General features: G+C 42.4%; 12 protein-coding genes. 6 read left to right on the top strand and 6 right to left on the bottom strand.

Annotated elements, in window-relative coordinates; genetic code table 11:
- The first annotated feature begins 117 nt into the window (after window positions 1-117).
- From RFK25_RS10265 to nrdI, 6 genes are all read left to right on the top strand, one after another.
- Window positions 118-528 (top strand): glycosyl transferase family 2, encoded by a 411-nt coding sequence (locus RFK25_RS10265; RefSeq protein ID WP_332413316.1) that lies wholly within the window; start codon window positions 118-120, stop codon window positions 526-528.
- A gap of 69 nt (window positions 529-597) precedes the next feature.
- Window positions 598-1,509 (top strand): aldo/keto reductase, encoded by a 912-nt coding sequence (locus RFK25_RS10260; RefSeq protein WP_332413315.1) that lies wholly within the window; start codon window positions 598-600, stop codon window positions 1,507-1,509.
- A gap of 9 nt (window positions 1,510-1,518) precedes the next feature.
- Window positions 1,519-1,971 carry a GNAT family N-acetyltransferase gene (locus tag RFK25_RS10255; protein WP_332413314.1) on the top strand — a complete coding sequence of 151 codons (453 nt, stop codon included), beginning with the start codon at window positions 1,519-1,521 and terminating at the stop codon, window positions 1,969-1,971.
- A 94-nt stretch (window positions 1,972-2,065) separates the two neighbouring features.
- Entirely contained in the window at window positions 2,066-3,817 is a 1,752-nt protein-coding gene (aspS, locus tag RFK25_RS10250; protein ID WP_332413311.1) for an aspartate--tRNA ligase, read from the top strand.
- Window positions 3,804-4,742 (top strand): YitT family protein, encoded by a 939-nt coding sequence (locus tag RFK25_RS10245; protein ID WP_443035558.1) that lies wholly within the window; start codon window positions 3,804-3,806, stop codon window positions 4,740-4,742. The genes aspS and RFK25_RS10245 overlap by 14 nt, the downstream gene beginning before the upstream one ends.
- Window positions 4,743-4,817: 75 nt before the next feature.
- Window positions 4,818-5,270: a class Ib ribonucleoside-diphosphate reductase assembly flavoprotein NrdI gene (gene nrdI / locus RFK25_RS10240; RefSeq protein ID WP_332413307.1), complete on the top strand. Its 453-nt coding sequence runs from the start codon at window positions 4,818-4,820 to the stop codon at window positions 5,268-5,270.
- Between the two features lie 149 nt (window positions 5,271-5,419).
- Here nrdI and pulA read toward each other — a convergent pair whose 3' ends face one another.
- The 6 genes from pulA to RFK25_RS10210 all read right to left on the bottom strand — a co-directional run bounded on the left by pulA (window position 5,420) and on the right by RFK25_RS10210 (window position 12,816).
- The gene (pulA, locus tag RFK25_RS10235) at window positions 5,420-7,471 is read right to left on the bottom strand and encodes a type I pullulanase (RefSeq protein WP_332413305.1); all 2,052 of its coding nucleotides are present in this window, start codon (window positions 7,469-7,471) and stop codon (window positions 5,420-5,422) included.
- Window positions 7,472-7,494: 23 nt separating this feature from the next.
- The gene (locus tag RFK25_RS10230) at window positions 7,495-8,478 is read right to left on the bottom strand and encodes a LacI family DNA-binding transcriptional regulator (protein WP_332413304.1); all 984 of its coding nucleotides are present in this window, start codon (window positions 8,476-8,478) and stop codon (window positions 7,495-7,497) included.
- Window positions 8,479-8,487: 9 nt separating this feature from the next.
- Window positions 8,488-9,270 (bottom strand): DUF1189 family protein, encoded by a 783-nt coding sequence (locus RFK25_RS10225; protein WP_332413303.1) that lies wholly within the window; start codon window positions 9,268-9,270, stop codon window positions 8,488-8,490.
- 59 nt (window positions 9,271-9,329) lie between these two features.
- A complete protein-coding gene (locus tag RFK25_RS10220) occupies window positions 9,330-10,169 on the bottom strand; it encodes a sugar ABC transporter permease (protein ID WP_105109251.1) in 840 nt (279 codons plus the stop codon).
- A gap of 1 nt (window position 10,170) precedes the next feature.
- A complete protein-coding gene (locus RFK25_RS10215) occupies window positions 10,171-11,460 on the bottom strand; it encodes a carbohydrate ABC transporter permease (RefSeq protein WP_105109250.1) in 1,290 nt (429 codons plus the stop codon).
- A gap of 99 nt (window positions 11,461-11,559) precedes the next feature.
- Window positions 11,560-12,816 carry an extracellular solute-binding protein gene (locus RFK25_RS10210; RefSeq protein ID WP_332413302.1) on the bottom strand — a complete coding sequence of 419 codons (1,257 nt, stop codon included), beginning with the start codon at window positions 12,814-12,816 and terminating at the stop codon, window positions 11,560-11,562.
- Window positions 12,817-13,042 lie beyond the last annotated feature (226 nt).

Raw genomic sequence — 13,042 nt, 5'->3', positions numbered from 1 at the left:
CTCTACTTTATCATCTTGAGAATGAAAAAAGTAGTGAGTACTCTCTCCCGTCGGAGATTTCTTCACTACTAATCTTAGTATGTTTTTGTCTTTACACCCTTACAGGCAGTGAAAACCATGTACTATCTTCCTGTAGATTTTTATCGTTACTTTATTGGGCGAAATGACCAGTCAGTTAATGAGTCCGTCATGATTAAACGAATTGACCAGCAGTTAAAAGTCAATCGAATTTTGGTAGATAATTTAGACTTGGAGGCGATTGACAATCCTGATTTACGGAGTTATCTACTCAATCACGTGGAAATCACAACCATTATCTCCTGTGCCCTTCTCAATCGGGCTGGTACTGCTGAGCACATGATGAAAAAGCAGGAATTGTGGCACTATATTCGAGATAACAATCCAGCCCTATTTAAAATAGTTCGCAAAGGACTACTCGGTCAGTTAACCAACCTTTATGGTTATCCAGGTCGAAAAATTTCCAATGCCGTCTATAAAATCGCGAAAAGAATTTATGGTTTTAACTAAAACTCAGTTTCGGCTGGGTTTTTCTGTTATAATAAGGAATATGAAAAGCGTTTACAAAGGAGAAGATAAATGCAAAAATTAGGACAAACAGGATTAGAAGTTTCGCGAATTGGTCTAGGTTGTATGCGAATGGCTAGTCTGACAGAGCAGGAAACGGCTAATGTCTTGAAAACAGTCGTTGAGGAAGGAATCAACTTTTTCGATCATGCGGATATTTATGGCGGTGGTCAGTCAGAAATCCGTTTTGCTCAGGGAGCAAAATTGGCGGGATTGAAACGCGAGGATATTCTACTTCAATCAAAATGTGGCATTCGTAAGGGCTATTTTGATTTTTCTAAAGACTACATCTTGGAGTCTGTGGACGGTATTCTCAAGCGCTTGGATACAGAATATCTTGATGTTTTGGCCCTCCACCGTCCAGATGCTCTCATGGAAGCAGAGGAAGTAGCGGAAGCCTTTTATCTCTTGAAAAAAACAGGGAAGGTTCATCATTTTGGCGTCAGCAACCAAAACATTTACCAAATGGAGTTGCTCCAGTCCTATCTGGACCAGCCCCTAGCGGTCAATCAGCTCCAACTTTCGCCAGCTCATACTCCTTTGATTGATGCAGGGCTCCATGTCAATATGAAAGATGATGCTGCGACTATGCGAGACGGCGGGCTGATTGACTACTGCCAGCTTAAAAAAATCACTATCCAGGCCTGGTCACCTTTCTTGATTGATTTGCAACGAGGTATTTTTGCCAATCATCCAGACTATGCTCTTTTAAATCAAACTATTGGGGAAATAGCAAAGCGATACCATGTTTCACATGAAACCATTGTCGTAGCTTGGATTTTGCGTCATCCAGCAAAGATTCAAACCATTGTAGGTTCTATGAATCCAGATCGCCTGACAAAGATTGTCCAGGCTAGCCAGATTACCTTAACTAGACCAGAATGGTATGAGATTTACAGAAGTGCAGGGAACATTCTGCCCTAGGAGGAATGTATGAAGTGGGAAATAAAAGCATTTGACCAACTAAGTTTACAGGAACTTTACACTATCTTGACACTTCGGACCGATGTGTTTGTTGTAGAACAAGCCTGTCCCTATCCTGAAGTTGACGGAAAGGATCCAAACTGTCTTCATCTTTTAGGAACAGACAATGGGGAGTTAGTGGCTTATTTGAGAATATTGCCGGCTGGTCTAAGTTATGATGAAGTTTCCATCGGACGTGTGGTCATCAAGCCAAGTCATCGTGGCAAAGGTTTAGGTCGGCCAATGATGGAGCAAGCTATCGCTTACATTACAACCGAATGGGAGGAAAGTCAGATTAAGATAGGGGCCCAAGCCCATTTAGAAAAGTTCTATGGCTCGCTAGGTTTTGAGGCAGTTTCAGAAGTCTATCTAGAGGACGATATTCCGCATTTAGATATGTTATATAGTAAACCAGTTGTTTAAGGCTGGTTTTTCGATTTTTCTCGGCAATTTCCCCCAAAAATCAGCTATTTTATGGTAGAATGAATAAGTATAAAATCAGTAAAAGAGGAAGAATATGAAACGTTCTATGTATGCTGGACGTGTTCGTAAGGAGCATGTCGGACAGGAAATTACTTTGAAAGGTTGGGTTGGCCGCCGTCGTGACTTGGGTGGCCTGATTTTCATCGACTTGCGTGACCGTGAAGGCATTATGCAATTGGTGATTAACCCTGAGTCTGTTGAAGCTGAAGTGATGGCAAAAGCGGAGAGTCTTCGTTCCGAGTTTGTTATCGAAGTGACGGGAACGGTTGTGGAGCGCGAACAAGCAAACGACAATATTCCAACAGGAGCGGTTGAACTGCAAGTAACCAGCTTGACAGTGTTGAATTCGGCTAAGACAACCCCATTCGAAATCAAGGATGGTATTGAAGCCAGTGACGATACACGTTTGCGCTATCGCTATTTGGATCTTCGTCGTCCAGAAATGCTTAACAACTTCAAATTGCGTGCAGCTGTAACCCACAGCATTCGTAACTACTTAGACGAGCTTGAATTTATCGATGTGGAAACGCCAATGTTGACCAAGTCAACGCCAGAAGGTGCGCGTGATTACTTGGTACCTTCTCGTGTGTCAAAAGGTCACTTCTATGCCCTTCCACAAAGCCCACAGATTACTAAGCAGCTATTGATGAATGCTGGTTTTGACCGTTATTACCAAATCGTTAAGTGTTTCCGTGACGAAGATTTGCGTGGGGACCGTCAACCTGAGTTTACACAGGTTGACTTGGAAACTTCATTCTTGAATGAAGTTGAAATCCAAGACATCGTAGAAGGCTTGATTGCTAAGGTCTTGAAAGATACCAAAGGGATCGACGTGACCTTGCCATTCCCACGTATGTCCTATGACCATGCTATGAACTTCTATGGTTCAGACAAGCCAGATACTCGTTTTGACATGCTCTTGCAAGACTTGACATCTACTGTCAAGGAAGTTGACTTCAATGTCTTCTCAGAAGCACCTGTTGTAAAGGCTATTGTGGTCAAAGGTGCGGCGGACAGCTACTCTCGTAAGGACATTGATAAATTAACAGAGTACGCCAAACAATTTGGTGCCAAGGGATTAGCTTGGGTCAAGGTTGACCAGGGAGAACTAGCGGGTCCAGTTGCTAAGTTCTTGACAAGTATTACAGATAAGTTGACAGCAAGTTTACAACTGGAAGACAAGGACTTAGTTCTCTTTGTGGCAGATGAATTGGAAGTAGCCAACAATACCTTGGGAGCCTTGCGTAATCGCTTGGCTAAAGAACAGGGCTTGATTGATGAAAGCAAATTCAACTTCCTCTGGATTGTAGACTGGCCGATGTTTGAGTGGTCTGAGGAAGAAGGTCGTTACATGAGTGCCCACCACCCATTCACCTTGCCAACAGAAGAAACAGCTCATCATTTAGATGGTGATTTGGCACAGGTACGTGCAGTTGCCTATGACATTGTTCTAAACGGTTATGAGCTTGGTGGCGGTAGCCTTCGTATCAACCAAAAAGAGATGCAAGAACAGATGTTCAAGGCACTTGGCTTCTCTGCAGAGGATGCCCATGAGCAGTTTGGTTTCTTGTTAGAAGCTATGGACTATGGTTTCCCACCACATGGTGGATTGGCTATCGGTTTGGATCGTTTTGTCATGCTCTTGGCTGGTGAGGACAACATCCGTGAAGTCATTGCCTTTCCGAAGAACAACAAGGCATCTGATCCAATGACACAAGCTCCAAGCACAGTAGCATCAGCTCAATTAGAGGAATTAGCTTTAGATATCACCCTTGAAAATGAATAAATTTTTCAGAAAACAGCGTGTACTTTTTTTAAGAAAGGCCAGAAAGAATAAGTTTTGGTCAGTTATCTCAGGAATTTCTCGAGAAAAATATGCAGAACGGATATCGGGGTCCATTATTTATGGACTCCTATCTAGTATTGCGGTGAATTTTTTCTTTCGACCAGGGAATGTCTATTCATCGGGAGTGACTGGTATAGCTCAGATAGTTTCTGCCTTAGCTGCTTCTTATGCGGGTTGGGATATACCAATCGCTGCGGTATATTATGCCCTCAATATTCCCTTGCTCGTTATAGCCTGGTATAAAATTGGCTACAAATTTACCATTTTTACCTTTATCACCGTATCACTTAGCTCTTTATTTATTCAGTTTATGCCTCCAGTTACCCTAACGACAGACCCCTTAGTCAACGCGATTTTCGGAGGCCTCATGCTCGGAACGGGAATTGGTTTTGCCCTTAGGAATAATGTTTCCAGTGGTGGTACAGATATTGTTTCAATTATTATTCGCAAGAAGACGGGACGACAAGTCGGCTCTATTTCCTTGATTGTCAATATTATGATTATGTTGATAGCAGGGATGACCTTTGGTTGGCGATACGCCCTTTATTCGATGGTGGCTCTTTTCATTTCCAGTCGGATGACAGATGCTATTTTTGTCAAGCAGAAGCGGATGCAGGCTATGATTATTACCAATCAGCCAGACCGAGTTATTAAACAAATTCACAAGAAACTAAATCGCGGTGTGACGATCATCAATGGTGCGGAGGGTGCCTACAATCATGAGCAAAAAACGGTTCTGATTACCATTATCACACGTGCGGAGTTTAGTGAATTTAAGCAAATTATGAAAAAGGCAGACCCCAAAGCCTTTGTATCGGTAGCTGACAACGTCAATATTATTGGTCGGTTTGTGGAAAGCGACTGATTGACAAACACTACATGTGGGAGTAAAATAGTTTTTACAGTCTACATATAGTGTTTTTTTATTAAGAGGAAATGTATGAAGAAAAAAATGTACCTGGTATATATCAGTTTGAGTGGCAATACAGAAAGTTTTGTCAAACGCCTGAAAGGCTTTTTCCAATTTCAAACAGATTGGGAACTCGAATTGGTTCATGTCAAAGATTTGGTCAAGCAGGATATTCCTTTCTATCAGCTAGATGCACCCTTTGTCGCCTTTTTACCAACCTACTTAGAAGGTGGAAATGGAGTGGACAATGGAGATGTGGAGATTTTGACCAATCCCCTTGGAGATTTCATCGCTTTGGGTAGAAATGCAGAGCTCTGTCTGGGGGTTGTTGGCTCAGGAAATCGTAATTTTAATAACCAATATTGCCTGACTGCCAAGCAGTATTCTGAGCGCTTTGGATTCCCTATTATTGATACCTTTGAATTGCGTGGCATGCAGAATGATATTGAACGCATTGGTCGGAAAATCATAGAATTGATGTGAAATCTTCAACCCAGTCAAACGCTGGGTTGTTTTTTGGTACACAAAAAACTCACCAGCATTACTGATGAGTTCTAAGGAGATTTATGAAAAATATTTAGGATTGATAATAGTATACTCTAGATTTAGGTTACTTTCATCGGTCTAAAGTCCTATTTATTTTCCAAAATACAAATACTTTGTCCAGCAAGGGTGATTTGCTGGGCTTTTTTATCGTCAACGGGTGGGAAAGTGAAATGAATGGTTTGTTGACCTTCATTTTCAAAAACAAAATCGCTGTCCGCAAAGTTGATAATGAACTGGATAGTTTTGTCGCCATTTGAGACTTGATAGCGGAGGACATATTCAGTCAACCAGTAGAAATCACAGGTCTCTTGGATGGTTTCATAGCTATCCTGACTCAGAATTGGATTGTTCTTACGGAAAGCAATCAATTCTTGGATAAATTCGATATGTTCCTTATAGTGAACAGCCCGTGTCCAGTCCAGGCGATTGATTCTATCCGGAATATTGTAAGTATTATCAATCTCATCTTTGGTACGGAAGAATTCTTGTCCGCTATGAATAAAGGCCATTCCTTGAGAAATGAGGACCAATTGAAGACCAAAACTGGCAGCCCGTTTTTGTTGCTGAGGTGTCCAGTCTGGATGTTCAATATGGAAGTAGTCAAAGGCTGTTGCATTGTCATGACACTCGATATAGTTAAGTGACTGTTGCGGTGTGATGAAGTGGCTGTAACGGCTTCCAGTCAGGAGATGCTGCACTTTTTCGTGTAGTTGTTTGTCAACAAGACGGGTAGGGTTGAGCAAGAGTTTCTTGAAGGTATCCCGATAGTCATCGTTGAAGAAACTCACTTCTGGAAGCTGGTCGGCATTGTACTGGTGGGCCAGTTTTTCATAGTCTAGACCAGTTGCCATTTTCCAACCTTCGCCATAGAGATAGATATTTGGGTGAATGGCTGACAATTCCTCTTGGATTTGGTTGATGGTTTGGCTGTCCAAAATCCCCATCAAGTCGAAACGGAAGCCATCAAAACCATAGATACTGGTCCATTGACGGAGGGATTGCTTGATGTAGTTACGGACCATGCTGCGTTCGCTAGCGACATCGTTGCCACAGAAGGTTCCATCCGTCCGCATACCATGCTCGTTGTAACGGTAGAAATAACCAGGAACAATTAGCTCGAATGCGTATTTCTCAGCGTGATAAACATGGTTGTAAACAACGTCCATATTGACGGAAATATCGGCATCGTGATAGGCTTGGATGGCCTCTTGGAGTTCTAGAATGCGAGCATAGGGGTCATTTGGTAGGCTGGAGAAGGAGCCTTCTGGCAGGTTGTACTGCATAGGGTCGTAGCCCCAGTTATAAACAGCTTGGGGTTTGTTTTCATCTACACTTCCAAAATCATAAACAGGAAGAAGTTGAATATGGGTAACGCCCAGATTTTTGATATAGTCCATTCCCAGTTTCATACCATCCAAGACAGGTGATTCAGTCAGACCGAGGAATTGACTACGGTGTTTGAAGCCAGCTTCTGTCTGCCAAGAGAAGTCGCGGACACTCATTTCATAGACAATAGCTTGAGAAATTGGTCGTTGGGTCTTGGCGCGACGAACCTTGTGGAGTTTATTTGGATTGATGACATAGCTATCGCCAGAGTTTGCTTTGGAAGAAAGGGCGTAGGGGTCATGAACAGAAATCCACTCGCCATTGACTTTGTGGAGATAGTGGTAGCTTTGACTGTCCAAATCACCCTCTACTGTGACCTGCCAGACACCTTTTGAACCTCTTGTCATGGCATACGGTGTTCCCTCAAGGACTAAAAATACCTGCTTGGAGATAGGTGCCCAGAGTTTGAAGATTGTGGACTGAGGGCTATAACTTGCCCCCAAATCACTGCCATCATAGGTATAGTTTTGTTCGAAAATAGCAGAGCGGACAATATGACCATAGCCTAGCTCTGTTTTATTGCGGTCTTGATCGTAAATGGTATAGTCCTTGTCCAAATTTAAGGCGTGTAGGCTGGTCAGATAGTAGAGAACCAGGTTTTCTACCTCTAGACAGGAATGAATAAATAGTTGAGATGTGGCATCGTCGGACTCGAGGGAAAAACTCATGTGTTCGGTATCAAATCGTTTTTCCATAACCAAGCGAATAGTAGCTACATCATCTAGAAATGCTTGAAATTGTCGTAATGCCATGAGCCGAACGGCTCCTTTCTAAGTTAAAGTTCAGTAATCGTATGCGGAATGACACGGCGGTAGCAAACCTGCTTGTCTTCCTTATTATCGCTGATGATTTGGTGAAGGGTGTTGAAGGCCACGCGTCCCAGCTTGATGGCGTGGACATCGACATAGGCTTCAATATCCAGTTTTGGTTTGACAGAGTCAAAGGAGATGATAGGGAGTTTTGTACCGACTTCGTTGAGGTATTTGACAATCCCTTCTGCCACCATGGTATCGGTTGTGACGATAGCATCAATATCTTGTTTGAGTAATTTTTTTGAAATCTTGTAGGAACTGTCTTCCAATAGGAAACCAGACACAAACTTGACCTTGTTTTCATCAAGAGGGATATTATGAGATTTGAGGGCGTTTTTATAGCCAGTATAGCGGTCTTGGGAAACGACTAATTCCCTGTTCCCAGCGACAAAGGCAATATTCTTGTAGCCCTTATTGATAAAGTAATTGGTCGCTTCAAATCCAGCCTGGATATTGTCATTATCGACTAGGGAGATAAATGGAGAATCTGCCTTACCGAGAATGAGGAAGGGAAACTTATGCTGAATGGCTAGCTGGACAAGTGGGTCATCTGGCTTGGAATAAAGGAAAATTAGACCATCAACTCGTTTTCCGTAGACCATCTGAGAAATAGCTTCCAATCGCTGCTCTTCATTTTTTCCCGTAGAAATTTGGATCGCATAATTGTGATCAGCAGCCACCTGTGAAATACCACGCAGGGCTGTCGGGAAGAAAGGGTTTTGGTAGAAGACATCAGAATCTTCTGGTAGTACCAAGCCAATCACCTGTGTGTAGCTAGAAACTAGACTACGAGCATTGAGATTGGGGTGGTAGTTGAGGTCCGCCATAGCCTTTCTAACTAGTTCTTTGGTTTTTTGACTAATAGCAGAGTTGTTCTGAATGACGCGGGTAACGGTAGAAGGTGAAACCCCTGCTAACTTAGCGACGTCTTTAATGGTAGCACGCATAGGAGCCTCCTAAATCTCATCTCTGAATTTGGTTTTGAAAAATACCCAAATCAATACTATCACAAAGAGGATATTTTGAACAGTCAAAACAGTTGTAACAGGCTGCCCAAAAATCCCAATCAGGCAGGCTAAAATGGTTGGTAGTCCCAAGCAATGCAGGGAGAAATTGAAACATTCTTTAAAGGTATGAAAATGGAAGAAACGGGATTTTTTAGTCAGGTAGAGAAAGCCACTTGCACCCAGCAGAATAAAGAGGAGATTGGTGGCCAAAATCATGGTCGATACCAAGGTAATGCTCAGACCAACCATTGCCCGATTGGCTTGGTACCAATTCTTTGAAAGGGCGGTGGTCAATCTTTCCCTACTTGAAAAATCAGCATTTGTCAGTCCATCGTAGCTGAGCTGGGTTAGGATATCCTGTCCTTTTCGAATGGTCAGATTTTGTTGGCCAAATTGGTAGGAGAAATCAGAGCTTTTAGGCACTGTTTCGCCAAAGGTAACCTGCTCCCAACTACTATTTCCTGTATAGGTGAATTGTCCATTTTCAATAGATACATGTTGGCTAAGGTCATTCATGACATCCTCATTGAGCGGTTGATACACCCCTTCTACAAAGTTTTCCAGCGGATAGGTTTCCAAGCTGACTGTTTGGAGAGAACTGGGAATGACTAGGAGGGACACTAAAAAGAGCGTTGTAAATAGCCCTTGCCAGACGTTCATCCATCTGCGGTTGGCAAACATTTTTCTAGGAGAAAAAATACTGGAAAAATAAGAGAATGGATAGGGAATCATGTGTTGTACCTTTCATAAAAATTTTGGCTCTGTCTAAAAAGGGAAAAGGTGGGACAGGGTTACCCCTTGTCACCACCACTTGTTAAACCAGATACAAAGTTCTTTTGTAGGAAGAAGAATAGGATACTGATTGGGAGGGCGATGAGGATAGCACCTGCCGCGAAGTAGGCAATCTTCAAGTTTTTCACATCAGAGATGAAGGTTTGAAGACCGACTGCTACAGTATAAAATTCTTTTTCGCGAAGTAAGAATTTGGATAGGATGTAATCTCCAAAAGGTCCCATGAAGGCCCAGAGTGCCTGTACAGCAATCATTGGACGAACAAGTGGAAGAACGATTTGCCAGAAACGTCTGAAGTGACCAGCACCGTCTAGTTTTGCAGATTCATCGAGAGAAATTGGCACTGTATCGAAATAACCTTTCATGAGCCATGCATTCATAGGGATACCACCACCGACATAAAGGAAGATGAGGAACCAACTTTGGTTGAGGGCATTGAGCATGAGGGCCATAACGAAGAAGGCTGTAAGGGCAGCCATTGTTGGCACCATTTGAATAATCAAGAAGAAAACCAAACTCTGTTTACGAGCGATGAAGTTATAACGGCTATAAGCATAACCAGCTAATACCACTATACTGGTTTGGATAAGCATTGTTAAGATTGCGATAATGAGCGTGTTGAGGTACCAGGTACCGTAGAGAGTTTCGCTAAATAGTCCTTTGAAATTGTCCAAAGTAAACTGGATTGGCTCTAGCTTAAAAGCTACCACGTTTCCTGATTTAAAGGCTGTCATGATGGTAATCAATAGAGGGTAAATAATGATGATAGACAGGGCAATCAGATAGAGATAGGTAAAGGTCTGATTTAGTCTGCGTCTAGTTTTTACAGATACTTTCATCTTATACATCCTCCATTTCAAAAGCATTTAATTTCTTGAAGGCAATCATAGAGATACTGATGACAATCATAGAGATGATCAAGGTAACCGCAGCTGCCATTGAATACTGAGGAGCAGTACCAGTTGTCAATTTGTAAATCCATGAAATCAAGATGTCAGTCGAACCAGCACCCCCACCGACGCTACCAGGTCCACCGTTATTGAAGAGGTAGATGATAGAGAAGTTGTTGAAGTTGAAGGTGTACTGACTGATCAGAGTAGGAGCAGCCACTGCCAAGATCATTGGCAAGGTAATGCTACGGAATTTTTGAATGGCACTTGCCCCATCAATGTAGGCAGCCTCGTACAAATCGTTTGGAATAGATTGCAAAATACCCAAGGTCAAGACATAGATATAAGGGAAACCAAGCCAAGCCTGCATCATGATAAGGGCAACCTTAGTCCAGAATGGATCTGTTTTCCATGGAATGAGGAAGTTATCGATAAATGGCAAGAATTTGCTCAAGAATGGCAATACTTGTGTGTTAATAGCACCGACACTATCGTTGAACATGTTACTGAAAGTCAAGATAGTTACGAAGGCTGGAACAGCCCATGGGAGCAAGAAGATAACACCGAAGATGCGTTTGCCCTTGATAAATGGCTGATTGGCAATGATGGCTGTTAGGATACCGATAACAATCTGTGCAGTCGAAGCAGCCAAGGCCCAGATGATTGTCCAGCCTAAGACAGAACCAAAGGCTGCACGGAAGGTGCTGAGTTTCCAGATATTTGTAAAGTTAGTAAAGCCAATCCAATCTAGAAGAGCACCAGGTGGTAAATGTTGGAAATCGTAGTTGGTAAAGGCGATAAAGAGTGTCACCACAACCGGGAAAATGATCGCAAAGGTCATGGCAATATATGAAGGAATTATCAAGAGATAAGGGAAACCATTTTCATAGATTCCTTTTATCATGTCTTGCAATGTGACTGCAACAGGAATACCATTATTGATTCGTTTGGCAGTGTCGTGGGCATCCTTTAGGTTTAAGGCGTAGAAAGCAAGATAGACAACGGTAATGATGAGGTGGAAGGAACCACGGATCAACATGAAGAGGGAGTTGTCACGGCCACGTTGGCTACCAAGGGTAATCAAGTTTCCAATTTCTCCACCTGCTATTGCAATGAAGTAGACTAGGAAAGCTAGTGTTACGCCAAGGAAGATATAGCCTTTTGCTTTTTGCTTGTTGTAGATTTGCCCCAATCCTGGAAGAAGGGACAAGAGGAGTGCCTTACTTGGATTTTGTTTCATAGTGTAATCTCCTTTAGGTCAGTCCTAAATATCAATATATATTTCGGTTTGTAGTAACAAAGCAGACTGGGAGGAAATCCCAGTCTGACTTAAAAATGACTAGTTGCTGTATTTTTGAGCAATTGTGTCTTCAATCAATTTCACAGCGTCAGTAGCAGCAGTCTTAGGATCTTTTTTACCACTTACAGCTTCGAAGAGCATGTTAGCAGCTGGTTCCCAAACTGTGCTCATTTCTGAGATGTTTGGCATTGGTTGAGCAGAAGCAAACTGGTTGATAACCGCAGTTGTCAATTCATCGTTCTTACTTACTGCATATTCACGTGCTTCTGTGTTAGCTGGAACTTCGTTTGTAGCATCGTAGAATGCTTTTTGTTGTTCAGTTGAAGTCAAGTGGTCAACAAATTTTTGTGCCAAGTCAGGGTTCTTAGAACCTGCAGGGATAACCCAAGCCTTACCACCACCGAATGCTGAGTATGCTTTGCCGTCAGCAAGTGTAGGGATAGTAGCTACGCCGTAGTTGACACCTGCATCTTTCAAAGCAGCAGCTTTCCATGGACCGTCGATGATAACAGCTGTTTTGCCTTCAGTAAATTGAGTTTGGATCAAGTTACCAGCAGCAGATGCATCTTGAAGACCTTGAGGCCATTTTTCATACCAAGTTTTAGCGTATTCGATAGCCTTAATAGCACCTTCGTTAGCAAGACCGATGTCTTTTGGATCTGTACCATTTTCACCGAATACATAACCACCGTAACCAGAAAGAAGTCCATATGCGTAGTAGAAGTTTGTCCAGTCAGCTAGGAAGGCTGAAGTTTTACCTTCTTCACCAGCAAATGCGTACTTGCTATCTTTAGCCAACTCTTCCAATTCAGTAAATGTTTTTGGTGCTTCAGAAACAAGGTCTTTGTTGTAGTAAGCAACCAATGTTTCGATAACGGCAGGTGAACCGTAGACTTTACCACCAGTAGTTACCAGTGTCTCAGTAGTGTCATCTGTCTTACTTGTTTCAGCCAATTTTACTTCTGAAAGTTGACCTTCTGAACCAAGGCTACCTACGCGGTCGTATGGTGCCATCATAACGTCTGGAGCTGAACCGGATTGGTTATCGAGTGACAAGTTGTCCAAACCTGTAAGAGCGTCACCGGTTTTAACGGTAACAGTAACGCCTTCATTTTCTTTTTCAAAGGCAGCTTTTGCATCGTTGACGTATGCTTCGTATTGTGCATCGATATAGATTGTCAACTCTTGCCCAGCATCCGTAGATGAGCTTGAGTCAGATGATGAGTTTGAGCAAGCAGCCAAGACAGCAGTAGATGCAGCTAGAAGAGCAACGCTCTTAAGTAGTTTGTGTTTCATATTCTTCCCTCCAAGAATAAATGGTTTATTGTGAAACGTTCACTAGCGCAAACGTTTTCCTAAGTTGAATTTATTATACACCATTATGAATCCGTTTGCAAGCGTTTTTATAAAAAATATTAAAAAAATTTTTAGACGCACGTTGTCAAGTCAAGTGCAACAAGTTCATTGATAACTAGAGTTCCAGAGGTTAAGTTGTTTGGGCTAGCCCAAACAGGAATTTTGA

The sequence above is a fragment of the Streptococcus sp. SS-4456 genome, assembly GCF_036680365.1.
Lineage (GTDB): Bacteria > Bacillota > Bacilli > Lactobacillales > Streptococcaceae > Streptococcus.
Note: the sequence above shows the minus strand (reverse complement) of the source record. Positions and strands in the feature narration are given on the sequence as shown.